Annotated in this window: 21 protein-coding genes; 10 read left to right on the forward strand and 11 right to left on the reverse strand. The window is 71.9% G+C overall.

Going from position 1 to position 23,668, the window contains the following annotated elements; genetic code table 11:
* Window positions 1–11: 11 nt before the first annotated feature.
* The 6 genes from OHA37_RS33435 to OHA37_RS33460 form a co-directional block, all read right to left on the reverse strand.
* Complete coding sequence (locus OHA37_RS33435; protein WP_266910867.1) at window positions 12–722, reverse strand: lysophospholipid acyltransferase family protein; 711 nt, start codon at window positions 720–722, stop codon at window positions 12–14.
* Window positions 723–799: 77 nt separating this feature from the next.
* On the reverse strand, window positions 800–958 hold the full coding sequence (locus OHA37_RS33440; protein ID WP_266910869.1) for a hypothetical protein: 159 nt from the start codon (window positions 956–958) through the stop codon (window positions 800–802).
* Window positions 959–990: 32 nt separating this feature from the next.
* Window positions 991–1,920, reverse strand: a complete 930-nt coding sequence (locus OHA37_RS33445; protein ID WP_266913312.1) for a cytochrome c oxidase assembly protein — start codon at window positions 1,918–1,920, stop codon at window positions 991–993.
* A 138-nt stretch (window positions 1,921–2,058) separates the two neighbouring features.
* Window positions 2,059–3,087 (reverse strand): 6-phosphofructokinase, encoded by a 1,029-nt coding sequence (locus OHA37_RS33450; protein WP_266910871.1) that lies wholly within the window; start codon window positions 3,085–3,087, stop codon window positions 2,059–2,061.
* Between the two features lie 207 nt (window positions 3,088–3,294).
* A complete protein-coding gene (locus OHA37_RS33455) occupies window positions 3,295–4,023 on the reverse strand; it encodes a type 1 glutamine amidotransferase (RefSeq protein ID WP_266910873.1) in 729 nt (242 codons plus the stop codon).
* A gap of 19 nt (window positions 4,024–4,042) precedes the next feature.
* A complete protein-coding gene (locus OHA37_RS33460) occupies window positions 4,043–5,281 on the reverse strand; it encodes a MurT ligase domain-containing protein (RefSeq protein ID WP_266910875.1) in 1,239 nt (412 codons plus the stop codon).
* A 123-nt stretch (window positions 5,282–5,404) separates the two neighbouring features.
* Between OHA37_RS33460 and def the strand changes: the two genes are divergently transcribed.
* Complete coding sequence (gene def, locus OHA37_RS33465; protein WP_250740164.1) at window positions 5,405–5,968, forward strand: peptide deformylase; 564 nt, start codon at window positions 5,405–5,407, stop codon at window positions 5,966–5,968.
* A gap of 96 nt (window positions 5,969–6,064) precedes the next feature.
* Here the strand turns inward: def and OHA37_RS33470 are convergent, their stop codons facing one another.
* A complete protein-coding gene (locus OHA37_RS33470; protein ID WP_266910878.1) occupies window positions 6,065–6,709 on the reverse strand; it encodes a TetR family transcriptional regulator in 645 nt (214 codons plus the stop codon).
* A 221-nt stretch (window positions 6,710–6,930) separates the two neighbouring features.
* On the opposite strand from OHA37_RS33470, the gene OHA37_RS33475 reads away from it, so the two are divergent.
* Entirely contained in the window at window positions 6,931–8,160 is a 1,230-nt protein-coding gene (locus tag OHA37_RS33475; protein ID WP_266910880.1) for an acyl-CoA dehydrogenase family protein, read from the forward strand.
* A 119-nt stretch (window positions 8,161–8,279) separates the two neighbouring features.
* Here the strand turns inward: OHA37_RS33475 and OHA37_RS33480 are convergent, their stop codons facing one another.
* Window positions 8,280–8,717, reverse strand: a complete 438-nt coding sequence (locus OHA37_RS33480; RefSeq protein ID WP_266910882.1) for an SRPBCC family protein — start codon at window positions 8,715–8,717, stop codon at window positions 8,280–8,282.
* A 155-nt stretch (window positions 8,718–8,872) separates the two neighbouring features.
* Between OHA37_RS33480 and OHA37_RS33485 the strand changes: the two genes are divergently transcribed.
* Window positions 8,873–9,058 (forward strand): DUF5999 family protein, encoded by a 186-nt coding sequence (locus OHA37_RS33485; protein WP_243341733.1) that lies wholly within the window; start codon window positions 8,873–8,875, stop codon window positions 9,056–9,058.
* A 173-nt stretch (window positions 9,059–9,231) separates the two neighbouring features.
* On the opposite strand, the gene OHA37_RS33490 is transcribed toward OHA37_RS33485, so the two are convergent.
* Together OHA37_RS33490 and OHA37_RS33495 are read right to left on the reverse strand one after the other, a co-directional pair.
* On the reverse strand, window positions 9,232–11,253 hold the full coding sequence (locus OHA37_RS33490) for an ATP-binding protein (RefSeq protein WP_266910886.1): 2,022 nt from the start codon (window positions 11,251–11,253) through the stop codon (window positions 9,232–9,234).
* A 223-nt stretch (window positions 11,254–11,476) separates the two neighbouring features.
* Complete coding sequence (locus tag OHA37_RS33495) at window positions 11,477–12,484, reverse strand: fibronectin type III domain-containing protein (protein WP_266910888.1); 1,008 nt, start codon at window positions 12,482–12,484, stop codon at window positions 11,477–11,479.
* Window positions 12,485–12,708: 224 nt separating this feature from the next.
* On the opposite strand from OHA37_RS33495, the gene OHA37_RS33500 reads away from it, so the two are divergent.
* The 7 genes from OHA37_RS33500 (at window position 12,709) to OHA37_RS33530 (ending at window position 19,869) form a co-directional block, all read left to right on the forward strand.
* Complete coding sequence (locus tag OHA37_RS33500) at window positions 12,709–14,310, forward strand: ABC transporter substrate-binding protein (protein ID WP_266910890.1); 1,602 nt, start codon at window positions 12,709–12,711, stop codon at window positions 14,308–14,310.
* A 38-nt stretch (window positions 14,311–14,348) separates the two neighbouring features.
* Window positions 14,349–15,314 carry an ABC transporter permease gene (locus tag OHA37_RS33505; RefSeq protein WP_266910892.1) on the forward strand — a complete coding sequence of 322 codons (966 nt, stop codon included), beginning with the start codon at window positions 14,349–14,351 and terminating at the stop codon, window positions 15,312–15,314.
* Window positions 15,307–16,194: an ABC transporter permease gene (locus OHA37_RS33510; protein WP_266910894.1), complete on the forward strand. Its 888-nt coding sequence runs from the start codon at window positions 15,307–15,309 to the stop codon at window positions 16,192–16,194. The genes OHA37_RS33505 and OHA37_RS33510 overlap by 8 nt, the downstream gene beginning before the upstream one ends.
* Before the next feature lie 113 nt (window positions 16,195–16,307).
* Window positions 16,308–17,198: an ABC transporter ATP-binding protein gene (locus OHA37_RS33515; RefSeq protein ID WP_266913314.1), complete on the forward strand. Its 891-nt coding sequence runs from the start codon at window positions 16,308–16,310 to the stop codon at window positions 17,196–17,198.
* Window positions 17,191–17,850, forward strand: coding sequence for an ABC transporter ATP-binding protein (locus OHA37_RS33520; RefSeq protein WP_266910896.1), 660 nt, complete (start codon window positions 17,191–17,193; stop codon window positions 17,848–17,850). The genes OHA37_RS33515 and OHA37_RS33520 overlap by 8 nt, the downstream gene beginning before the upstream one ends.
* Window positions 17,851–17,950: 100 nt before the next feature.
* Complete coding sequence (locus tag OHA37_RS33525) at window positions 17,951–18,145, forward strand: hypothetical protein (RefSeq protein ID WP_243341740.1); 195 nt, start codon at window positions 17,951–17,953, stop codon at window positions 18,143–18,145.
* 155 nt (window positions 18,146–18,300) lie between these two features.
* Window positions 18,301–19,869, forward strand: a complete 1,569-nt coding sequence (locus tag OHA37_RS33530) for a hypothetical protein (protein ID WP_266910899.1) — start codon at window positions 18,301–18,303, stop codon at window positions 19,867–19,869.
* Window positions 19,870–20,126: 257 nt separating this feature from the next.
* Here the strand turns inward: OHA37_RS33530 and OHA37_RS33535 are convergent, their stop codons facing one another.
* Window positions 20,127–23,612: a M28 family peptidase gene (locus OHA37_RS33535; RefSeq protein WP_443046344.1), complete on the reverse strand. Its 3,486-nt coding sequence runs from the start codon at window positions 23,610–23,612 to the stop codon at window positions 20,127–20,129.
* Between the last annotated feature and the right edge of the window lie 56 nt (window positions 23,613–23,668).

The following is a 23,668-nucleotide window of genomic DNA, read 5'->3' on the forward strand; positions in this document are numbered from 1 at the left end:
CGGGAGAGGGCTCAGCGCGTCCTGCGCCGGGCCTTCTTCCGTGCTTCCTCTTCCTCCGCCTTGACGTCGGCGGCGTACCGGTCCACGTACTCCTGGCCGGACAGGGCGAGGACCTCGTACATGATCTCGTCGGTGACGGCCCGCAGCACGGCCCGCTCGCCCTCCATCCCCGCGTACCGGGAGAAGTCCAGCGGCCGGCCGAAGCGGATCGTGACCCGGCGGATCTTGGGGATCTTCTGTCCGGGCGGCTGGATCTCGAAGGTCCCGACCATCGCGCACGGGACGACGGGCACCGCGGCGCCCAGGGCCATCGCCGCCACTCCGACCTTGCCCTTGTACAGCCGCCCGTCGTGCGAGCGGGTGCCCTCCGGGTAGATGCCCAGCAGCTCGCCCTTGGACAGCACCCCGAGCCCCTCGCGGAGCGCGGCCTGACCCGCGTCCTTGCCGGAGCGGTCGACCGGGATCTGTCCGGCACTGCGGAAGAAGGCGGCGGTGAGCCGTCCCTTCAGGCCCGGTCCGGTGAAGTACTCGGCCTTGGCGAGGAAGGTGATGCGCCGCGTCAGGATCGCGGGCATCAGGAAGTGGTCGGAGAACGACAGGTGGTTGCCCGCGATGATCGCGGCCCCGTCCTCCGGGATGTTCTCCAGTCCTTCGATGCGGGGCCGGAACAGGAGCCGCAGCAGCGGCCCCAGGATCACGTGCTTGAGCAAGTGGTAGAACACCAAGCGGCTCCCGTCGACGTCCCGTGGTCAGGGGACATCCTACGGACGGTCAGCCATCGATCGCAGGGGGCGGCGGCTCAGGCACTGCCCGTGGCCGCCATTCCCGCGGTGAGCAGCCCCAGCACCACCCAGCCGAACCACAGCCAGCCGTTGCTTCCGAGGGCCACGGAATACGTGGCGATCGCCACCAGAGAGGCGAAGGTCATCACTGCCATCGCCTTCACGGATCCGGTCATGCCCCATGGTGGCGCCTGAAGGCGGTCCGGCGCTACTGGCCACGCGCTTGGAGCGAGGCGAGATACGAGTTGTAGGCCGCCAGCTCCTGATCCCCGTTGCGGTCCTCGGACCGGTCGGAGCGCTTCGCGGCCCGCTGTTCCGAGTGGTACCACTGGTAGACCAGCGCGATCAGCACCAGCACCGAGGGGATCTCGCTGAAGGCCCAGGCGATTCCGCCGCCCCACTGCTGGTCGAGCAGGGGGTCGATGCCGAGGGAGGCGGGCGGGTTCGCGTACGTCTTGATCATCGGCTCGCTGGCCATCATCAGCGCGATGCCGAAGAAGGCGTGGAAGGGCATTCCGGCGAACAGCTCCAGCATCCGCATCACGTAGCCGGGGCGGTGCGGGCCCGGGTCCACGCCCATGATCGGCCAGAAGAAGACGAGGCCGACGGCGAGGAAGTGCACCATCATCGCGATGTGGCCCGTCTTCGACCCCATCAGGAAGTCGAAGAGCGGGGTGAAGTACAGGCCGTAGAGGCTGGCGATGAACATCGGGATGGTGAACACCGGATGGGTGATCACCTTCATGTACCGGCTGTGCAGGAGCATCAGGAGCAGCTCGCGCGGCCCCTTGTGACCTCGGGCCGCCGGCGCCAGCGCGCGCAGGGCCAGCGTCACGGGCGCGCCCAGCAGCAGCAGGATCGGGCTGAGCATGCTGATCACCATGTGCTGGACCATGTGCACGCTGAACATGACCATGCCGTAGTCGTTCAGCTTGGTGCACATCACCAGGGCCACGCTCAGCACGCCGATGGTGAAGCCGATCGTCCGCCCGACCGGCCAGGCGTCCCCGCGCCGGCGCAGCCGCACCACGCCCCACCCGTACAGCGCGAGGCCGAGGATCGAGCCGATGAGGAAGAAGGCGTCGAAGGAGAACTCCAGCCCGCGCCCGAGGGTGAAGGGCGGCAGGTCCATCTTCATGTCCATGCCGTCGTGCGCGAGGTAACTCAATCTCTTCACTCCCTTGACCCGTGGTGCCCCACCACAGTAATGCCGCCCCCGGACGGGAATCGTCCGGGGGCGGCCATTACGGGAGTGACGCGCGGAAAGGGGGAAAGATCACAGGACGTTCTGCGCCTCGTCGTAACGCTCCGACGGAACCGTCTTCAGGGTCTGCACGGCCTCGTCGAGCGGGACCATGACGATGTCCGTGCCGCGCAGGGCCGTCAGCATCCCGAACTCGCCCCGGTGGGCGGCCTCCACCGCGTGCCAGCCGAAGCGGGTCGCCAGGACGCGGTCGTACGCCGTGGGCGTGCCGCCGCGCTGGACGTGGCCCAGGATGACCGGCCGGGCCTCCTTGCCGAGGCGCTCCTCCAGCTCGACGGCGAGACGGTTGCCGATGCCGGCGAACCGCTCGTGGCCGTACATGTCGGTGCCGCCCTCTTCCAGGGCCATCGAGCTGCCCTCGGCGGGCTTGGCGCCCTCGGCGACCACGACGATCGCGAAGCGCTTGCCCTGCTCGAAGCGCTCGCCGACGATCGCGGTCAGCTCCTCGATGTCGAAGGGGCGCTCGGGCACGACGATCGCGTGCGCGCCGGCCGCCATGCCCGAGTGCAGGGCGATCCAGCCGGTGTGGCGGCCCATGACCTCCACGACCATCACGCGCTGGTGGGACTCCGCGGTGGTCTTCAGCCGGTCCAGTGCCTCGGTGGCCACCCCGACGGCGGTGTCGAAGCCGAAGGTGACGTCGGTGGAGGCGATGTCGTTGTCGATCGTCTTAGGGACGCCGACGATCGGCAGGCCGCCCTGCGAGAGCAGGTTCGCGGCCTTCAGCGTGCCTTCGCCGCCGATCGGGATGATGGCGTCCAGGCCGAGATCGGCGACGTGGCCGCGGGCCCGCTCCACGCCGTCGCGCAGATGGGCGGGCTGGACCCGGGAGGAGCCCAGAATCGTTCCGCCACGGGCCAGGATGCCGCTCACGGCGTCCAGGTCGAGCTTGCGGTAGTCGCACTCCAGGAGGCCGCGCCAGCCGTCGTGGAAACCGATGACCTCGTCCCCGTGGTCGACGACGGCGCGGTGCACGACGGAGCGGATGACGGCGTTGAGCCCGGGGCAGTCGCCTCCGGAAGTGAGCACACCTATGCGCATGGCAGGGGAGGACCTTTGCAACGTGGGCCGACGACCGGACCACGTCGTCCGGTTGGAACTACCCAGCACCCTACAAGCGGATCGAGGGTGGACTGAACCATCCTCCACATGCTGGTCAGATCAGTCGTACGAAAACACGTCGGCCCGGATGCCCCGAGGGGAATCCGGGCCGAACGCCGGGTATCGGCGGTGCCGGTGGCGGTGCGGCTACGCGGGCTGCGTGGCCGCCGCGATGCGCTCGGCGCGCAGCGCCTCGTACCAGCGGTCGTCGATGGGCGGCAGCGCGTTCACGTCGAGGGCCAGCTTCAGCAGCAGGTCCGCGATCTGCGGGTTGCGCGCCAGCACGGGACCGTGCATGTACGTGCCGAACACCGTGTCGTTGTACGCGCCTTCGGTGCCGTCGCCGGTGCCGTTGCCGCGGCCCATCGTGACCCGCGCGAAGGGCCTGGCCGTCGGGCCGAGGTGCGTGACGCCCTGGTGGTTCTCGAAGCCGGTCAGCTGCGGCAGGCCGAGCCGGGGGTCGATGTCCCCCAGCACGTCGCCGACGCACCGCTCGCCCTCGCCGCGCACGGTCACCACGTCCAGCAGGCCGAGGCCCTGCTGGCGCTCGCCGACGTCGTTGACGAACTCCTGGCCCAGGATCTGGTAGCCGGCACAGACGGAGAAGACGATCGCCCCGTTCGAAACGGCGCGCTCCAGACCGCCGTCGCGCAGCAGGCGCTCCGCGGCCAGCCGCTGCGGCCGGTCCTCACCGCCGCCGATCAGGTAGATGTCGCCCGAGGTGGGGATCGGCTGGTCGCTGCGCACGTCCACGCGCTGTACGTCCAGGCCGCGCCGGCGGGCCCGGCGCTCGACGACCAGGGCGTTGCCCTGGTCTCCGTACGTGCTGAGCAGGTCGGGGTAGATCCACACCAGACGCAGGCTGTTGTCGCTCATGCTCTTGTCCTTATGGGTACTAGTTGCCGACGCGGCGGCGCACGTCCTGGAAGGCGGTGTAGTTGGCGATCAGCTCGATCTGTCCGGGCGGCGCCAGCTGCACGGCCTCGTCGAGGGTCTCGCACACCCGGAAGTCCAGGCCCGCGACCTCCAGGCGGACCGCGAGGTCCAGCTTGCGGTCGCCGATCACGAAGATCGGGTGGCCGGCCAGGCGCGGGTAGTCCACGTCCCACAGCCAGGAGGTGTCGGTGCCGTCCGCGCCGCGTGCGTTCACCGACAGGATCACCGGGGTCGGCGGCGGGTCGATCAGGGAGAAGGTCTCCAGCCAGCCGGCCGGGTTCTTCGCGAGCAGCAGCCGCAGTTCGCGGCCCATGAAGCTCACCACGTCGTAGCGTCCGGCGACGGCCTGCACCTGGTACATCCGCTCCAGTGCCACCTGCGGCGGGACGCCGAAGACGGCCGCCACCGCGGCCGAGGTGGCCGCGTTCGCCTTGTTGGCGCGGCCCGGGAGCTGGAGGCTGATCGGCCAGGCGCTGCCGTGCGGGTCGAGCACGTGGTCACCGGAGAGCACCCAGCTCGGGGTGGGACGCCGGAAACCGCACTCGCCGCAGAACCAGTCGTCGCCCGGACGCTGCATGACGCCACCGCAGGAGGGGCACGACCAGGCGTCGTCCTTCCACTCCTGACCGGCCGCGACCCACACCACGTTCTGCGAGGAGGAGGCGGACCACACGATCAGCGGGTCGTCGCAGTTCGCGACGATGACCGCCTTGGAGCCGGAGAGGCCCTCGCGCCACTTCTCCGCGAGCATGCGGGTCTCGGCGGCGCGGTCCAGCTGGTCACGGGAGAGGTTCAGCAGGGCGATCACCTTGGGGGTGACGTCCCGGGCCACTCCGGCCAGGTACTTCTCGTCCACCTCGATGACGCCGTAGCGGGCGTCCGAGCCGCCCGCCAGGGCGGAGGTGATGCCCGCGGGCATGTTCGCGCCCAGCGCATTGGAGACGACCGGGCCGCTGGCCCGCAGGGCCTCCGCGATGAGCCGGGTCGTCGTGGTCTTGCCGTTCGTCGCCGAGACGAGGACGACGTCGAGATGCTGCGCCAGCGCGCCGAGGAGATCGGGGTCGAGCTTGAGCGCGACCTTGCCTCCGATCACCGATCCGCTTCCGCGTCCCGCGGCCCGCGACACCGCCGCTGCGGCCTTGCCCGCCGTCACGGCCAGCTTGGCCCGCGGCGAAAGCGGCTCTGTGTTGCCTGCCATCGTCCCTTGTCCTCCTTGCGTCGGTCGCCCCCAGCCTATCCATGACCTGCCCGCGCCCGGACCGCGGCGCCCCCGGTCTGCCGAAGATCTCCTCATATAGTCGCCCGTCGTACTCTTACCGCCATGCGACAGCGCCCCCTCCCCGGTACCTCCGGCATCGTCCGCACCATGAGCCTGCTGGGCGACCCGGTGCTCCATTCCGCTTGCGCGGAGGTCACCGAGTTCGGTCCGGCCCTCGACCGGCTCATCGAGGACATGTTCGCGACGATGTACGCCGCCCAGGGCGTCGGCCTCGCAGCGAACCAGATCGGCGTGGGGCAGCGGGTGTTCGTATACGACTGCCCCGACGACGAGGACGTCCGCCACGTCGGGCACATCGTCAACCCGCGGTTGGTGTCCGCGGAGGGGGACGAGTTCGCCGGTCCCGAGGGGTGCCTGTCCCTGCCGGGGCTGGAAGCGTCCACGGTCCGCTTCGACGAGGCCGTCGTCGAGGGCGTCACCTCGGACGGGGCGCCGGTTCGGGTGGCCGGGACGGGGTTCTTCGCGCGGTGCCTGCAGCACGAGTGCGATCACCTGGCCGGTGCGGTGTACGCGGAGCGGGTTACGGGGCTGCGGGCGCGCAAGCTGCGCAGGCAGATCCGGAAGACCGACTGGGGTCAGGCCGGGATCCACGCGCTGGGGGAGTGAAAGCCCGGCGGGGCCGGGGTTCCCGGGGCTCCGCCCCGGACCCCGCGCCTCAAACGCCGGCGGGGCTGGATTTGCCCCTGACGGTGCCCGGTGGGGCTAGAAGCCCGGGCCGTCCGCTCGGTTGCCGGCCGTGGCCAGGCGGCCCCACAGGAGATCGGTGAGGGCGCTGACGAGTTCCTTGCGCGCGCAGGGGCGTTCGCCGAGCCACCAGTCGCCCGCCGCGTGCATCATGCCGACGATGCCGTGGCCCCAGACCCGGGCCAGGCGTTCGCCGCCGGGGCCCAGGTCCACGCGTTCGCCGATCACCTGGGCCAACTCCTCGCCGAGGCGGCGCAGCAGCGGGGCCGAGTGCAGGCCGACGTCGAAGCCGCGCTCGGGGGCCTGGGAGTCCTCGGCCGGGTGCATGAGAAAGCGGTAGACCTGGGGGCGGGCCTCGATCGCGGCGAGGTAGGTGTCGAGGGTGGCCTCCACTCGGCTGCGCCGTTCGGCGGGTGCGTCCAGTGCCGCGCGCAGCGAGTCGAGCAGGGCGTCCGTGTGCCGGACGGCCAGGGCCTGGTAGAGGCCCGCCTTGTCGCCGAAGTGGCGGTAGAGGATGGGCTTGGTGATGCCCGCCTCCGCGGCGATGGCGTTCATGGACGCCTTGGGGCCGTCCCTGAGGACGACCCGGTCGGCGGCCTCCAGCAGCTCCCGCCGCCGGCGCTCGCCCGCTCCCGGCTCGCCGGACTGCCGTGTGGTCTCCATGCCGTCTTCACTCCCCGCCCTTGCGATGTCCTGAGGCCACGCAACGTAACACCCCGCACACCGTGGCGATCTCATCGGCGGTCCGTCATCGCTGCTGCTTGACAGTGCTTACCGGCCGGTAACAGACTGGAGTCGGAGTGGGGGTTACCGTAGGTAACTTGCTTGATGGACACTGCTCGGCAGCCACCTGTACGGCAGGCGACACGAAAGATGGAGGGGACATGGCGGAGTTCACCATGGAGCTCAACGACGACCAGAAGCAGGTGCGGGACTGGATCCACGGCTTCGCCGCCGACGTGATCCGCCCCGCGGCCGCGGAATGGGACGAGCGCGAAGAGACTCCGTGGCCCGTCATCCAGGAGGCCGCCAAGGTCGGCATCTATTCCCTCGACTTCTACGCCCAGCAGTTCTTCGACCCCACCGGCCTCGGCATCCCGATGGCGATGGAGGAGCTGTTCTGGGGCGACGCGGGCATCGCGCTGTCGATCGTCGGCACCGGGCTCGCCGCCATCGGCGTCGTCGCCAACGGCACCGAGGAGCAGATCGGGACCTGGATCCCGCAGATGTACGGCACCCCCGAGGACGTGAAGGTCGCCGCCTTCTGCTCCTCCGAGCCCGACGCCGGCTCCGACGTCGGTGCGATGCGCACCCGCGCCGTGTACGACCAGGCCAAGGACGAGTGGGTGCTCAACGGCACCAAGACCTGGGCGACCAACGGCGGCATCGCCAACGTCCACATCGTCGTGGCCGTCGTCGACCCGGAGCTGGGGACGAAGGGGCACGCCTCCTTCATCGTGCCGCCGAACACCGCGGGCCTGTCCCAGGGGCAGAAGTTCAAGAAGCACGGCATCCGCGCCTCGCACACCGCCGAGGTGGTGCTGGAGGACGTACGGATCCCCGGTTCCTGCCTGCTCGGCGGGAAGGAGAAGCTGGACGAGCGGCTCGCGCGGGCCCACGAGCGGGCCAAGGCCGGCGGCGGGGAGCGCGTGAAGAACGCGGCCATGGCCACCTTCGAGGCTTCCCGCCCGGCCGTCGGCGCCATGGCGGTCGGCACGGCGCGCGCCGCGTACGAGGTGGCGCTGGACTACGCGAAGACCCGTACGCAGTTCGGCCGGCCGATCATCGACAACCAGGGCGTCGCCTTCCAGCTCGCGGACATGCGGACCTCCATCGACGCGGCCCGGCTGCTGGTGTGGCGGGCCTCCTGGATGGCGGTCGCGGGCAAGCCCTTCACCTCGGCCGAGGGCTCGATGTCGAAGCTGTTCGCGAGCGAGACCGCCAAGAAGGTCACCGCCCAGGCGGTCCAGATCCTCGGCGGCAACGGCTTCACCCGCGAGTACCCGGTGGAGCGCATGCACCGCGACAGCGCGATCTACACCATCTTCGAGGGGACGAGCGAGATCCAGCGGCTGGTGATCGCGCGCACGCTCTCGGGCATGCCGATCCGCTAGCGCGTCGGTTCGGGAGCGGGGAAGGGGGCCCGGGGCTGCCGCGAGGCGGTCCCGGGCCCCCTTCGTGCGCCTGCGCCGGGCCGGCGGCCCCCGGGCGGCCCGGGGGCCGGACGCCCCGTTCAGGGGCGCAGGAGGGCCTTCAAGGCTCGGGAGAAGCACAGGCGCGCCGCCGCCGCGACCAGGGGGTCGAAGGGGCGGCCCAGGCCCCGTACGCGCAGTTCCTCGCGCCATTCGGCCTCGCAGCCGCCCGCGGGCGAGGGGCGGAGCTCGATCTCCGCCCGGCCCCGCACCACGCGGCCGTGTTTGACGAGCCGGACCAGTCCCGCGGAGCCGTCCTGCGGGGGCCGCCAGAGGGTGACTTCCATCGGGTCGTCGAAGGTGATGCTCCCCACGCCCGTACGCATGGTGAAACGGGTTCCGTTGTGCGTCGGAGGCGGTGTTTCGATGATCGCCCGGGTGAGCGGGACGGCGGCGGCGTGGCGTTCCCAGTCCGTCAGCCTCGTCCACGCCTCCCCGGTGTCGAGAAGTGTGCGGTGAATGATCCGGATAGCGGGCATGAGCGCATCGTAAGCGGGCATACACACCCTGAACTGGGCGGCGAATATGGGTTCCGCCCGGGGGTGGCGATCAGTAATACTCACCGCCACCGTGGATCGCGGATTCGACCGGGTGACCACCGGCCTTCCCGCCCCACTCTGCGAGGAGGTGCGCCATGTGCTCCCACCAGCCCCCCTGCCCGACCGCCGACAGCGTCGACCACGACGCCGCACGCACCGTGGCCTTCCACCCCGAACAGGGCTGGAACCTGCTGTGCAACGGTGCCGTGGTCTTCGATGACACAGGTGAACTGCTCCCCGACGGCCGCACGGTGGAACCCCGCCGCCCGGCCCTGGTCTGAGCGAGGAGGCAGCATGCGCCAGCAGCTGATCCGAAAGCCCGTCCCGAAGCCCGCACCCCGAGACCTGGACCTGCGTACACCGTCGGGCAGACCCCTCCCGTACTGACGGGAGCCCCGGAGTTACGCCACGGCGCCACTGGCTGCGTCCACCGGCCCGGCCCACGCACTGGGCTTCAGCCGGTGGACGCCGCCGCGCCGCCCAGGAAGGCGTTCTCGTACGCCTCGTCGCCGATCGCCGCTCTGGCCTGCCGTTCGCCCTGGTCGCGCAGGGCCGTGAGCGAGGGTGAGCCCATCTGCGGCCGGCCCACCGTGCGCCACCAGGCGTGCCCCGTACCCAGTAGCCGGGCCGCCAGCTCGCCGTCTCCCATGGCCGCCACGGCCGCGGCCAGCAGGTCGAGGCCGAGTGCGATCCCGAAGCGGTCGCCCAGCAGCCGTTTGCCCGACAGCATCGCCCGCGCGTGCCGGGCCGCCTCCCCGTGGTGGCCGAGCCCGAAGGCGGCCACGGCCAGGATGTAGTCCGCGTACGCCCGCAGCCAGCGCTCGCCCAGCTCCGTGCAGGCCTCGCGCAGGCCCTGCGCCTCCTGCTCGGCCTCCTCGAAGCGTCCGAGGTCGCACAGGGCGTAGCCGGTGGCCAGCCGGCACAGCAGCCAGCCCACGCCGGTGGGTCTCCCGCCGTGGCCCCCGCGCGCCCGGGGTCCGGCGAGCGCCAGGGCCCGTACGGGATCGCCCGGCATCAGCACCGACACCGCGTGCAGGTACGCGGCGCGCAGCTCCGGCTCCGGGTCGGCCAGGGTGGCCGCCGCGCCGGTGCACGCCCGGCCGAGCTCCTCGGCCGTGGCCAGGTCGCCCTGGAGCAGGGTGGTGAGCCCGAGGGCCCACAGGGCCTGGACGTACGCGGCTCCGGTACGCGGGCCCCGGCTCAGGGCCCGTTCCAGGAAGGACCGGCCCTCGTCGACGTGGCCGCAGGAGAACCAGAAGAACCAGAGCGCGCCCGCCGTCTCCAGGGCCGCCGTGGGGTCCGAGCGGAGCAGGTGCTCCAGGGCGGTACGCAGCTGCGCGTGCTCGGCGGTCATCCTGCGGTACCAGTCCAGCTGGCCCGGGCCCATCCAGCCCGGGTCGGCGGCCTTCGCGAGCGCCGCGTACCAGTGGGCGTGCCGGTCGGCGATGACCCGTTCCTCGCCGAGTTCCGCCAGCCAGTCCTGGCCGTACTCGCGGATGGTGTCCAGGAGCCGGTAGCGGGCGCCCGCGCCCCGTTCCCGGCTGCACCGGACCACCGACTTCGTCACCAGGTCCGCCAGCACCCGCTCGACCCGGGCGGCGGGCAGGGGGCCGCCCGAGCACACCGCGCGGGCCGCGGCGACGTCGAAGTCCCCGGTGAACACCGAGAGCCGGGCCCACAGCAGCCGCTCGACCGGCTCGCACAGTTCGTGGCTCCAGCCGATCGCGGTGCGCATCGTCTGGTGCCGGGGGAGCCGGGCGGTGGCGGTGCCGGAGAGCAGGTCGAAGCGGCCTTCGAGGCGCTGCGCCATCTGTTCCAGGGTCCACAGCCGCATCCGGGCGCCGGCCAGTTCGAGGGCGAGGGGGATCCCGTCCAGGCGGCGGCAGACGTCCGCGGCGAGGGCCGCCCGGTCCGGGTCGGCGAAGGCGGCGGCGGCGTTCGGGGTGGCGGCGATCGCGCGGGCCCGGAACAGCGCGAGGGCGTCGCTGTCGGGTCCTTCGCTGGGCAGCGGGCTGACTTCGACCAGGTGCTCACCGGGGCTGAGGAGCGGTTCGCGGGTGGTGATGAGCACCGTCAGGCCCGGTGCGGACTGCAGGAGTTCGCCCACCAGGTGCCGGCAGGCGGCCACCAGGTGCTCGCACGTGTCGAGGACGACCAGCAGCTCCTTGTCGGCCATCCACGCGCACAGTTCCTCGTCCAGCGGGCGCGGGGACTGGTGGGCGAGGCCGAGGGCGTGCGCGACGGTGGGGGTGAGCAGTTCGGCGTCGCGCAGCGGGGAGAGCTCCACCCACCACACCCCGTCGCGCCTGCGCTGGCGGGGGTCGGCGGCGGCCCGCAGGGCCAGCCTGGACTTGCCCACGCCGCCGACGCCCGTCAGCGTCACGAGCCGACGCTCGCGCAGCAGGTCGGACAGGAGGCCGAGTTCACGCTCGCGGCCCACGAAGCTCGCCGTTTCCGGCGGCAGGTTTCCCGGCACGGCGCCAGAGTCTGGCCCAGGATCGCCGTCCATGGAATCTGCCTGATTGTTGTTGACCGAGTACTCACCGAACACGGGAGTATTCTGCGCGATCTTCTTTCCCCGCAGTACCGTTCGGGACAGATCGAACGAACAGGATGTCAGGAGCTCCTCCGGCGGGCGGAGTTCGCGCGACCGCCGGGAAGCCGTCCGGGGGTGCTCGGAGCGGCCGTTCGGAGGGCGCTCAGGGGGCCAGTACGACCTGCCGTTCGGCGGAGAAGGCGCCCCAGGTGCCGTCGGGCAGGCGCGCCCGGAGCTTCACCGTCCATGCGGTGCCGGGAGGTTCGGCGACCGTGAGGCGGTGCTCCGCCTGGCCGGCCGGAACGGCGCCCTCGCCGAACTGGATGACGGTGGTGGGGCGGCCGTTGACGTAGAGCTCGTACTCGGTGGTCGCCCGGCCGGTGGCCGGGGCGGTCCAGGCGAGGGTCACCGCGCCCGGCGAGGCGACCGCCGTGAACTCGGCCGGAGCCGTGCCGGTCCGCTGTCCGGGCCCGGGCGGGGTGGTCACGTCCGCGGCGGGACCGGCGGGGGAGGAGTTGTCGGCGCCGTCGCGGGCCCGGACGGTGAAGGTGTACACGCTGTCGGGCCGGAGGTCCTCCAGGACCGTCGTGGTGGTGCCGGGGCCGACCGTGTGGATCCGGGCGTCGCCCTGGTAGACGTCGTACGCGGTGACGCCCGTGTCGTCGGTGGCCGCGGCCCAGGTCAGCCGGGCGGAGGTGGGCCCGAGGGCCCGGCCGTCCGTACGGGCCGGGGCGGTCGGGGCCAGCCGGTCCTCGGCCGTGGCCGCGGGGGTGGTGGCCGAGGCGGCCGCGCCGGCCGGGGAGGTGTTCCCGGCGGCGTCCCGGGCGCGGACCGTGAACGCGTAGGCCGTCCGCGGGGTCAGGCCGGTGATGTCGGTCATCGTCTTGTCGGCGGGCAGTTCACGGACCAGCCGGTCCGCCTGGTAGACGAGGAAGGAGGTCACCGCGTCGGCGGGGGCGGGCGACTGCCACATGACGTGGACCGAAGTGGCGCTGCCCGCCTGGGCGGTGAGCCCGGCCGGGGCCGCCGGGGGCGTGGTGTCGGAGGCGCCGCACGCCGTCAGCGCGGCGGCCGCGAGGGCCAGGGCGAGGGCCGGCGCCGCTCCCCGTACGGACGGCCGCCGGGAGCGGTGCGGGGGGTGCGGCGCGGTGCTGGGTGCGGGGTCGTGCACGGCGGGCGCCCTCTTCTTCCGTTCTTCGGGTCTTCCGGTGCGGCTGGTCCGGTCTTCCGGTGCTTCCGGCTCCCCGGAAAGGTCTAGACATATATGGCATGCTCCGCGGCGGCCGGGCAAGACCCCTGCGCCGCCCCTTCCCGCCGGTGCGGCCCGGTTCGTGTTCTTCCGCTCCCGTCTGGCATTATTGCGAGCTCTTTGCAATAACGAAGGAAGTGCACCAGATGAAGGCCCGGACCGTACGGGGAATGGCCGGGGCGACCGCGGCCGCGGTGATCGTCGCGGGCGCGGCGGCCTGTTCGACCCCCGGGGGAGGTGCCGCGGCGGGTGCCGGGGCGGCCGACTCCGTCGTGGTCGGCATAGCCACCGAGCCGGAGAGCCTCAGCCCGCTGCTGGGCTACGGCAAGGACGGCAACTCGAAGATCTTCGACGGACTGCTGGCGCACGACGCCGGCATGAAGCTGAAGCCCGCGCTGGCCGAGGCGCTCCCCGAGGTCTCCGCGGACGGACTGACCTACACCTACCCGCTGCGCCGGGGCGTGAAGTTCAGCGACGGACGGCCCTTCGGCGCCAAGGACGTCGTCTTCACCTACCGGACGATCCTCGACGCGAAGACGAACAACGCCTCCAAGTCCGAGCTCGACGCGATCGCGGACGTCACGGCGCGCGGCGAAGACGCCGTGGTCTTCACCCTGAAGTACCCCTACGCCCCCTTCGCCGAGCGGACCGTCCTGCCGATCGCCCCCGAGCACATCGCGGGCGGACAGGACGTCAACAGCGGCGAGTTCACCACCCGGCCCGTCGGCACGGGACCGTACGTGCTCACCGCCTGGTCCAAGGGCGAGAAGCTGAGCTTCAAGGCCAACCCGTCCTACTGGGGCGGCGAGCCCGCGGTGAAGAAGTTCACCATGGCGGTCATCAAGGACGACGACGTGCGCGCCACCCGGCTGCGCTCCGGCGAGCTGGACGGGGCCGTCCTGCCGCCGAACCTGGCCAAGGGGTTCAAGGCCGACAAGGCGCTCAAGAGGTATGCCGCCAAGACCTACGACTACCGCCAGGTGACCCTGCCGACCGAGCACCCCGTCACCGGTGACACGGCCGTCCGCCGGGCCCTGGACATCGCCGTGGACCGCGGCGCGCTGGTCGACAAGCTCCTCGAGGGCGCGGGCAAGGCCGCCTACGGCCCCGTCCCGACCGGCAGCCCGTGGTTCGCCGCCGGTACCGAGCGCCCGTACGACCTCGCGCAGGCCCAGAAGATCCTCGACGACGCCGGCTGGATCCCCGGCGCCGACGGCATCCGCGTCAAGAACGGGGTCCGCGCCGCCTTCCCGCTCTGGTACCCCTCCGGCGACAAGCTCCGCCAGGACCACGCCCTCGCCTTCGCCTCCGACGCCAAGAAGGCCGGCATCCAGGTCACCACCGAGTCCGGCAGCTGGGAGGTCATCGAGCCCCGGATGAAGACCGACGCCGTCCTCGCGGGCGGAGGCTCCCCGGCCGACCCGGACTTCGACCAGTACCTGACGCTGAACTCCGCCCTCGCGGGCGACGGCTTCAACAACATGGCCCGGTACGACAACCCGGCCGTGGACCAGGCGCTGCTCGACGGCCGCCGCAGCGCCGACCCGGCCGTGCGCAAGGCCGCGTACGACACGGTCCAGCGCGAGCTGGTCAAGAACCCGGGCTACGTCTACCTCACCCACATCGACCACCTCTACGTCGTGGGCGACCGGTGGGACGGGCCCTCCACCCAGACCGAGCCGCACGACCACGGCCTCGGGACCGGCCCCTGGTGGAACGTCGAGAGCTGGAAGCCGAAGCAGAAGTGAGCGGTCTCCACCGTCTGCGCCGTCTCCCGTGGGGGCCGATGGCGCGCATGGCGGGCCGGCGGACCCTGTTCGCCGGCCCGGTCCTGCTCGTCGTGACCTTCGGGGTGTTCGCGGTCGCCGCGCTCTCCCCCTTCGACCCCGTCAAGGCGTACGCCGGCACCGCCGGGCTCACCGCCTCGCAGGCCGGACTCGACCAGCTGCGGGTGAACCTCGGCGTGGACCAGCCCCTGCTCTCGCGCTGGTGGGAGTGGCTCACCTCGGCGCTGACCGGGGACCTCGGCACCTCCGCCGTCATGCGCCAGCCCGTCTCCGACGTCATCGCGCAGCGGCTCGGCTGGTCGGCGCTGCTCGCGCTGTGCGCCTTCGCCGTCGCCGTGCTGCTGGGCACCGGGCTCGGCGTCCTGGCCGCGCGGCGCCAGGGCGGGCGCCTGGACCGGGCCGTCTCCGGGCTCGCGTACACCCTCGAAGCGGCCCCGGCCTTCTGGCTGGGCCTGCTCGCCATCTGGTTCTTCTCGGTGCGCCTGGGCGCACTGCCGTCCGGCGGCCTCACCGACGCGGGCAGTGACGTGGTCACCGCCGGGCAGGTGGCCCGCCACCTGGTGCTGCCCGCGCTGGTCCTCGGCATCTCCCAACTGCCCTGGTTCTTCCTGTACGTCAGACAGGGCGTGGCCGACGCGCTGGAGGAGGATCCCGTACGGGGCGCCCGTGCGCGGGGCCTGGGGGAGCGGCGGGTGCTGCTCGGCCACGGCCTGCGCTCCGGCATGCTCCCGATGCTGACCCTGATCGGGTCGCGGGTGCCGGAACTGATCACCGGCGCGCTGCTGGTGGAGACCGTCTTCAGCTGGCCCGGCATCGCCGCGGCCACCGTCGAGGCCGCGACCTCGGTGGACTTCCCGCTGCTGGCCGCGCTGACGGTCCTGGCCACGGCCGCCGTGCTCGCAGGGAACCTGCTGTCCGACCTGCTCTACGGGCTGGCGGACCCGAGGGTGGGCTTCGATGGCTGATACGACCGCGACGACCGGAGCGCAGCTCTGGCGGTCCCACGGCCGTGACCGGAGCTCCACCCGGACCCTGCGGGTGCGGACCTCGGCGGTGATCGTCGTCCTCATCGCGCTGGCGGTCCTGCTCGTGCCACCGCTGGTCCAACTCGACCAGCAGGCTGTCGACTTGTCGGCAAAGCTGCTGCCGCCCTCCTGGGCCCACCCCTTCGGCACCGACGACGTGGGCCGCGACCTGCTGCTGCGCTGCGTGTACGGGCTGCGCGTCTCGCTGCTGGTCGGGCTGGTGGCCGCGCTGGTCGCCACCGTCCTCGGCACGGCCGTCGGCGCGCTCGCCGGGGCGCTCGGCGGGTGGCCGGACCGGTGCGTCATGCGGGTGGTGGACGCCCTGTCCTCGATCCCGCACCTGCTGCTCGGCATCTTCATCGTGGCGATGTTCCGGCCGGGGGTGTGGCCGGTGGTCGTCTCCGTGGCCCTGACCCACTGGCTGTCCACGGCCCGCATCGTCCGCGCGGAAGTCCTCTCGCTCCGCTCGCGGCCCTATCTGGACGCGGCCGTCTCGGGCGGCGCCTCGCGGTGGCGGGTGACCGTACGCCACCTCGTGCCCGGAGTGCTGCCGCAGGCGGGGCTCGCCGCCGTGCTGATGATCCCGCACGCCATGTGGCACGAGTCGGCCCTGTCCTTCCTGGGGCTCGGCCTGCCGGCGCACCAGGCGAGCCTGGGCAACCTGGTCCAGACGGCCCGCGGATCGCTGCTCGCCGGCGACTGGTGGCCCACGCTCTTCCCCGGGCTCCTCCTGATCGTCCCGACCCTGGCGATCGCCGGCCTCGCGGGCGCCTGGCGCGAGCGCCTCAACCCCCGCCGCCGATCGGAGCTGACGCTGTGAAGAACCACACCCCTTCGGCGCCGGAGGCGGAGTCGGCCGTTGCCGTGCGGGGCCCGGGGCAGGGCTCCGCACGGCCGGTCCTCGAACTGGACCGGCTCTCCGTGCGGTTCCGGATGCGCGCAGGCCGGTACGTGGAGGCCGTCACCGACGCCACCCTCGCCCTGGCCCCCGGCGAGTGCCTCGCCCTCGTCGGGGAGAGCGGCTGCGGCAAGTCCGTGCTCGCCTCCGCCCTGCTCGGACTGCTCCCCGGCAACGCCGAGACCGCCGGCTCGGCCCGGCTCGCCGACGGCACCGACCTGCTCGCCCTCGACGAGCGCACCCTGGCCCGGTCCATCCGGGGCCGCCGCGTCGCACTGGTGCCGCAGAGCCCGGCCGCGCACCTCACCCCGGTCCGCACCATCCGCTCCCACCTGGAGGAGACGGTCCGCGAACTGACCGGGGCCGCCAAGGCGGAGCTCCGGGACGCCGCCGAAGCCGCGGCCCACCGGGCGGCCTTTCCCGCCACCCACCTCGACCGCCATCCCCACGAGCTCTCCGGCGGGCTCGCCCAGCGCGCCGCCACCGCGCTCGCGCTGATCGGCGACGCGCCCCTGCTGCTCGCCGACGAGCCGACCACCGGCCTCGACCGGGACCTGGTCCACCGCACCGTCGACGAGCTGCGCGCCCACACCCGGGACGCCGGCCGGGCGCTGCTGATGATCACGCACGACCTCGCGGCGGCCCACCGCATCGCCGACACCGTGGCCGTCATGTACGCGGGCCGCATCGTGGAAACCGCCCCCGCCGAAGCCTTCTTCGGCGCTCCGGGCCCCCGCCACCCCTACGCGCGCGGACTCCTCGACGCCCTCCCCGAGCGGGCCTTCACCCCCATCCCGGGCGCCCCGCCCGAGCTCGGCGCGCTCCCGCCCGGCTGCGCCTTCGCCGCCCGCTGTCCGCGCGCGGACTCCCGCTGCCGGGCCGAGCGGCCCCCGCTCACCGAAGGGGTGGCCTGCCACCATGCTTGAGCTCACCGCCGTCACCGCCGGCTACGACCGCCGGGCCCCCGTCGTGCGCGGTGCCCACCTGAGCCTCGCCCCCGGCGAATCCCTCGGACTGCTCGGCCCCAGCGGCTGCGGCAAGTCGACCCTGGCCAGGGTCGCCGCACTGCTGCACCGGCCCGAGCACGGAACCGTGGCCTTCGACGGCCGTGCGGTGACCGGCTTCCGGCACCGCGCGCCGCGCGCCCTGCGCACCTCCGTCGGCATGGTCTTCCAACAGCCCCGGCTGGCGGCGGATCCGCGGCTCAGCCTGCGCGAGCTCGTCGCCGAACCGCTCCGGGCGACCGGCCGGCGTAGCGAAATCGACTCCACCGTCCCCGAGTTGGCTGACCGGGTCGGACTGGGCACGGACCTGCTCGGCCGGCGGCCCCACGAGGTCAGCGACGGCCAGCTGCAACGGGCTTGTGTGGCGCGGGCCTTGGTGCTCCGGCCGCGCTGGCTGGTGTGCGACGAGATGACCGCCATGCTCGACGCGTCCACCACCGCCGCGCTGGTCGGAGTGGTCGAGGAGTACCGGGCGGAGTCCGGCGCGGGCCTGCTGGCGGTCGGGCACGACCCCGTACTGCTCGGCCGCTGGTGCGGGCGAACGGTCCACTGGGACGAGATCGTCAAGGACTGAACGCCGGTCACGGACCGTCAACACCCGTTTGGCGGACACGAGTTTGGCCCGAAGGGCCCTCCCGCTGCGCCACCATGACGGCGCGTAAGGAGGTGTTCCGATGGTGATCTCCCTCTCCGTCCTCGTCCTGCTCCTCGTCCTCGCATGGATCTTCATGCGCGGCGGCGGCCTCAAACTGTCGCACGCGCTCGTCTGCGTCCTGCTCGGCTTCTATCTGGCGAGCAGCAGTCTCGCGCAGACCATCCACAACGGGGTCTCGGCCACGGCGAACGTGGTCAGCGGGTTCAAGCCCTGACGCCCAGTCAAATGATCGACTGTTGCGCCTTCGTGAATCATCCGGCTCTTCCATGGACTCCTCAGGCAGTGCGATCTAGCGTCTGGCCCCGGCGCGATGTCAGACGCAATGTCAATAGAAACCTCGGACCACCGAGGACAAGGGAGGAAGTCCGGATGTTCCGAAGAGCGCTGAACTGCGCCGTGGCGCCGGCTCTCGCCGCATGTGCGGTGTTGTACGGGGTCTCGCCGGCCGCCGCCGAGGAGATACCCCTGGCCCCTGGCCACCGCCTGATCAGCCATTACGACGGCGCCCCGGCCGCCGCCGCGCCGCTGCCCGGGGAAGCCCCGCCGCAGCACCCCTTCCTCGCGCCCAACGGCCGCAGCGGCATGCACTCCGACGCGGCGGGCAGCGCCACCTCGCCCTGGTCGGGACCGCTCGGCAAGAACCCGAAGGTGGCCAGCGAGAAGATCGCCGCCCTCGGCGGCGAATGCGCCACCGCCACCTTCGACTCGGGCGGCCGGCTGGTCACGGTGTGCGGCACCTTCGGCGGCTTCAAGGTCAAACTGCTGGAGCCCCGTACGCTCGCCACGCTCGCGGAGTACCAGCTCCCGCAGCGTTCCTCGACGGTCCAGGCGATCACCTCGCTCGACTTCTCGAAGATCTTCAAGGACACCTCGGGCGGCGCCTACTTCTACCTGGACAACCAGGACCGGGCGGTGCTGGCCGACTCCCGCCAGCACATCCTGAGGCTCTCGCACGTCCGGAATCCCGATGGGGTCTGGCAGTTCAAGGTCGACAACGACTGGGACCTCACCGGCCAGGTCCCGCACGACTGCGTCGACTGGACCAACCTGTGGCCCACCGGCACCTGTGACCCGGTCACCTCGGTGATGCCGGACTGGAACGGCCTCATCTGGTGGGTCACCCGCCAGGGCCGCGTCGGCACCGTGGACCCGGTGACCTCGGTGATCCGCTCGGTCCGGCTGGCGGGGGAGGAGATCCAGAACTCCTTCTCGGTCGGCGAGGACGGGGTCTCCATCGTCACCGACCACGCGCTCTACAGCTTCACCGCCTCCGCCGACGGCACCCCCGTCGTGCAGTGGCGCCAGACCTACGACCGGGGTACGGGAACCAAGCCCGGCTCGGTCAACCAGGGTTCGGGCACCACCCCGGACCTCTTCGGCAACGGCTACGTCGCCATCACCGACAACGCCGACGACCGGATGAACGTCCTGGTCTTCAAGCGGGGCCTGGACGTGCCCGAGGGGCAGCGGCTGGTGTGCAAGGTCCCGGTCTTCGGGTCGGGCGCCTCCACCACCGACAACTCCCTGATCACCTGGGGCAACAGCATCGTCGTCGAGAACAACTACGGCTACGAGAACGTCACGTCGCTGGTCCTCGGCAAATCGGTCGTCGGCGGCGTCAGCCGCATCGACGTCCGCGCCGACGGCAGCGGCTGCGACACGGTCTGGCAGAGCGCGATCCGCTCGCCCTCCGTGGTCCCCAAGCTCTCCACCGCGAACGGGCTGCTCTACTTCTACGAGAAGGAGCCGAACGTCTGGGGGATCGACGCCTGGTACCTCACGGCCGTCGACTTCCGCACCGGTGAGCGCCGCTGGCGTCAGCTGACCGGCACCGGCCCGCTGTACGACAACAACTGGGCCCCGATCACGCTCGGCCCCGACGGGACGGCCTACGTCGGCGTCTTCAACGGCATCGTCTCGGTCCGCGACGGCGGCTGAACCCCGGCGCCGAACCACGGCGCCGGGGCATCGCGGGGGCCCGTCCACGGGACGGGTCCCCGTTCAGGGCAGCCGGAACCCGGTCGTGCGCGGCCCGGCGAAGGAAGCGGTGAGGGCGGGGGCGGCCACCAGGAAGGGGCGGGCCCAGGTGGACCTCCGGCGGGGCCTGCATGCACCGCGCACGAGCGGGCGGCACCCGCTCCGGCCGTGGGGCCGGGGCGGGTGCCGCCCGGGTGGTGCTCAGGGTGCCGGGGGCGTCAGCTCACCTGGAGGGTGACGTCGTCCACGACGAAGGAGGTCTGCAGGGAGGCGTCCTCCAGGCCCTGGAACTTCAGCGTGACCGTCTGGCCGGCGAACTGGGAGACGTTGAACGTCTTGAGCTGGTAGCCGGAGGCCGCGTTCACGTTGGACAGGGTCGTCAGCGTCTGGCCGCCCACCGAGACCGTGAAGGTGTCGTAGACCGTGTTCTCGGTCTCGGCGGTGTCGATGTGCAAGTAGAAGCCGAGCTGGTACGAGGAGCAGCCGGTCGGGATGGTCACGGACTGCGAGGCGCTGTCCGTGCGGGCCGAGCCGTAGCCGTTGAGCCAGGCCTTGTACGTGCCGCCGTGCGGGGTCTGGCCGGCCTGGTTGGTGATGACGTTCGTGGTGGTCGTCCACGGGGTGGTGCCGCTTTCGAACCCGCCGTTGGCGACGAGCTGGCGCGGGGTGCAGGAGGGGCCGGTCCCGGTGACGGTCAGGGTGTAGGTGGTGGTGTGGCTGACCGAGCCCGCGCCGGTGACGGTCAGGGTGTAGGTGCCGGGCGCGGTGCTCGCGCCGACCTGGACGGAGAGCGTGGAGGAGCTGCCCGACTGGACCGAGGTGGGGCTCAGCGAGGCGGTGGTGCCGGCCGGGGCTCCGGTCACCGACAGGGCGACGGTCTGGGCGGCGCCGCTGGTGGTCGCGGTGTTGATGGTGGAGGTGGCGGTGCCGCCCTGGGCGGCGCTGCCGGTGGCCGGGGAGGCGCTGATGGAGAAGTCCGGGCCGGGGGTGGTGCCGCCGACGGCCTGGTTCCAGACGGTGTAGGCCACGCCGTCGGCGCTGCGGTCCAGGACCGTGGCGCTGATGTTGTTCGTGGTGTCGCAGGAGGCGTGGTAGCAGGGGTCGTACGCCGCGTTCGCGGTGCCGCCCCACTTCGTGGCCTGCGCCGAGGTCTTGCGGGCGCTGGCGCCGGCCGCGTAGCCGGAGGTGGGGATGCCGCCCTGCTGGAAGGAGTAGTCGTCACTGCGGCCCTGGCCCTCGGTGTTCTCCTCGGGAGCGAGGTTCAGGGAGGTCCAGTAGGCCTTGAGCGGGGCGGCCGCGGTGGAGTTGACGTTGTTGATGAAGTAGCCGCCGTTGGTCGAGCCGACCATGTCGAAGTTGTAGTAGGCCTTGATGGCGGACTTCTGGGTGCTGGTGAGCTGGTTGACGTAGAACTTCGAGCCGTTGAGGCCCTGCTCCTCGTCGGTCCACCAGGCGAAGCGCACGTGCTTGGTCATCGTCGGGTTCTTCTGGGCGAGGACGAGCGCGTTCTCCAGCAGGGTCGCGGAGCCCGAGCCGTTGTCGTTGATGCCCGGACCCGCCGAGACGCTGTCGAGGTGCGCGCCGAACATGATCGTCTGGTCGGCGGGGCCGCCGGGCCAGTCGGCGATCAGGTTGTTCGACGGGTAGGTGCACGAGCTGCAGTTCTGCTCGGTCACCGTGTAGCCGGCGGCCTGCAGCTTGCCCTTGATGTACGCCACCGAAGCCGTGTAACCGGCGCTGCCCGCACGGCGGTTGCCGCCGTTCTGGGAGGCGATCGTGTTGAACTGGGTCAGGTGCGCCTGCACCGCGGCCACGTCGATGTTCGGCGCGCCGGGGTTGGGCGTGGTGCCGCCGACGGTGAGCGCGTAGTCGACGGTGTGCGAGAGGCTGGTGCCCTGGCCCTTGACCACGACGGTCGAGGAGCCGGGGGCCGCGTTGGAGGAGGCGGTCAGCGTCAGCGTCGAGGACTGTCCGGACTGCACGGTGGCCGGGCTGAAGGAGGCCGTGACCCCGGCGGGCAGGCCGGATGCGGTGAGGGTCACCTGCTGGGCCGTGCCCGTGGAGATGGCGGTGGCGACCGTGGTGGTGGCCGAGGCGCCCTGCTGGACGGTGCCCGAGGAGGGGTTCAGCGCCAGCGTGAAGTCGCTGTTCTGGCCGCTCGGGGTGCAGGTCGGGTCCGCGGTCTGCGCCGGCACGCTGATGGCGTCCCAGGCGGCCTTGGTCTTGGTGAACAGCCCGCAGGTGGTGTCCAGCGACTTGGCGGAACTGAGCGTCGCCGTGCGGTACTTCTTGTAGGACATGCTGGAGGTCTTCAGCAGCATGCCGCCGTAGAAGATCTTGCCGGCGTTCTGGATGCCCACCCCGGTCAGCGTGGACTGGTTGCAGGTGCTGCTGTTCGGCTTGCCGCCGCCCGGGCTGGTGCCCTCGGCGAGCAGGTAGAACCAGTGGTTCAGCGGGCCGGCGGCCGCGTGCACCTCGGTGCCCGGTATCGCGGAGCTGTAGCAGGCCGGGTCGTTGTTGACGGCCGGCGGGTTGTACATGTTGCGGATCGGACCGTTGCCCACGAGGTTGATCATCTCGCCGACGGTGTAGTCCGGAGTGTCGTACGGGGAGGGCTCGTTGATGAACGCCTCGGTCAGCGCGCCGAAGATGTCACCGGTGGCCTCGCCGAGCCCGGACTCCTGGCCGCTGGTGCCGCCGGGGGTGTTGGAGTCGATGGCGTGCCCGTACTCGTGGGCCACCACGTCCACGCCGGCGATCCACTCGTTGGCGTTGTTGTGGCCGATGGTGACCGTGCTGCCGTCCCAGTACGCGTTCACGTCGTTCAGGCCGACCTTGGCCGGGAAGCTGCGGCCGCTGCCGTTGACGCCGTTGCGGCCGAGCCACTGGCCCAGCATGTCCCACTGCTTCTGCGCCGCGAACATCAGGTCCACGCAACCGGTCTCCTTGGAGGTCGGGTTGCCGGTGCCCCAGGAGTCGGTGGACTTCGAGAAGACCGTGCCGCTGCTGTAGTCGGCGCAGCTCAGGCCCGTCCGGTTCGGGTCGCGCAGGGAGTACGTGCCACCCGAGGCCGTGGTGTCGATGGTCAGCGGGTTCGGGCCGTTCCACTTGCTGTTGCCGCTGCCCGCGACCACGTCGTCGAAGCTGTCGACGAACTTTCCGGTGCGGGCGTCCACGAACACGTGGAGCTTGCTGGGCGCCTTGGCGGTACGGCCGATCAGGACGGTCTCCCAGGCCAGCACCGGCTTGTCGTCCTTGATCTTGACGACGAGCCGGCTGCTCTCCACCTTGTCGGTCTTGACCTGCCGGCCGCGCGAGAGCGCCTCGGCGGCCCGGGCCGTGACCGTCGCCGTGGTGGACACGTCGATCACGGTGGCGGAGGCCGACTGGAGGGCGCGCACCCGGCCCTGCCCGTCGGCGAGGACGACCGCGTCGCCGCCGACGACCGGCAGGCCGCGGTAGCTGCGCTCGTACGCGACGGAGTAGAGGTCCTTGACCCAGGGGGTGACCAGGCGCCGGTCGTACTGCTGCTGCGGGGAGTTGACCAGGCTGTCGAGCCCGCTGCGCACGGCCGCGTCGGCCGCGGCGACCGCCCGTTCGGCAGCGGTGGGCGGGAGGGGATCCGCGTTCTGCGAGGCGGTGGCGGTGGTGGCCAGCGTGCCGGCGAGGCCCGTGGTCAGCACCATGGCCGTGAGGGCGGCCATCCATCTGGTGGGCTGCAAGAGTCCACTCCGATCGTGTGGGGGGGATGGAACGGGGA

It is taken from the genome of Streptomyces sp. NBC_00335, assembly GCF_036127095.1.
Taxonomy (GTDB): Bacteria; Actinomycetota; Actinomycetes; order Streptomycetales; family Streptomycetaceae; genus Streptomyces.

Excerpts from the sequence above, each read along its gene's own strand:
- OHA37_RS33450 (WP_266910871.1), bottom strand. The coding sequence starts at position 3,087 with ATGCGCATAGGTGTGCTCACTTCCGGAGGCGACTGCCCCGGGCTCAAC.
- OHA37_RS33480 (WP_266910882.1), bottom strand. The coding sequence starts at position 8,717 with ATGCCCGCTATCCGGATCATTCACCGCACACTTCTCGACACCGGGGAG.
- OHA37_RS33525 (WP_243341740.1), top strand. The coding sequence starts at position 17,951 with ATGGTGATCTCCCTCTCCGTCCTCGTCCTGCTCCTCGTCCTCGCATGG.
- OHA37_RS33475 (WP_266910880.1), top strand. The coding sequence starts at position 6,931 with ATGGCGGAGTTCACCATGGAGCTCAACGACGACCAGAAGCAGGTGCGG.
- OHA37_RS33500 (WP_266910890.1), top strand. The coding sequence starts at position 12,709 with ATGAAGGCCCGGACCGTACGGGGAATGGCCGGGGCGACCGCGGCCGCG.
- OHA37_RS33515 (WP_266913314.1), top strand. The coding sequence starts at position 16,308 with ATGCGCGCAGGCCGGTACGTGGAGGCCGTCACCGACGCCACCCTCGCC.
- OHA37_RS33520 (WP_266910896.1), top strand. The coding sequence starts at position 17,191 with ATGCTTGAGCTCACCGCCGTCACCGCCGGCTACGACCGCCGGGCCCCC.
- OHA37_RS33460 (WP_266910875.1), bottom strand. The coding sequence starts at position 5,281 with ATGGCAGGCAACACAGAGCCGCTTTCGCCGCGGGCCAAGCTGGCCGTG.
- OHA37_RS33485 (WP_243341733.1), top strand. The coding sequence starts at position 8,873 with ATGTGCTCCCACCAGCCCCCCTGCCCGACCGCCGACAGCGTCGACCAC.
- OHA37_RS33530 (WP_266910899.1), top strand. The coding sequence starts at position 18,301 with ATGTTCCGAAGAGCGCTGAACTGCGCCGTGGCGCCGGCTCTCGCCGCA.
- def (WP_250740164.1), top strand. The coding sequence starts at position 5,405 with ATGCGACAGCGCCCCCTCCCCGGTACCTCCGGCATCGTCCGCACCATG.
- OHA37_RS33440 (WP_266910869.1), bottom strand. The coding sequence starts at position 958 with ATGACCGGATCCGTGAAGGCGATGGCAGTGATGACCTTCGCCTCTCTG.
- OHA37_RS33455 (WP_266910873.1), bottom strand. The coding sequence starts at position 4,023 with ATGAGCGACAACAGCCTGCGTCTGGTGTGGATCTACCCCGACCTGCTC.
- OHA37_RS33510 (WP_266910894.1), top strand. The coding sequence starts at position 15,307 with ATGGCTGATACGACCGCGACGACCGGAGCGCAGCTCTGGCGGTCCCAC.
- OHA37_RS33445 (WP_266913312.1), bottom strand. The coding sequence starts at position 1,920 with ATGAAGATGGACCTGCCGCCCTTCACCCTCGGGCGCGGGCTGGAGTTC.
- OHA37_RS33505 (WP_266910892.1), top strand. The coding sequence starts at position 14,349 with ATGGCGCGCATGGCGGGCCGGCGGACCCTGTTCGCCGGCCCGGTCCTG.
- OHA37_RS33470 (WP_266910878.1), bottom strand. The coding sequence starts at position 6,709 with ATGGAGACCACACGGCAGTCCGGCGAGCCGGGAGCGGGCGAGCGCCGG.
- OHA37_RS33535 (WP_443046344.1), bottom strand. The coding sequence starts at position 23,612 with ATGGCCGCCCTCACGGCCATGGTGCTGACCACGGGCCTCGCCGGCACG.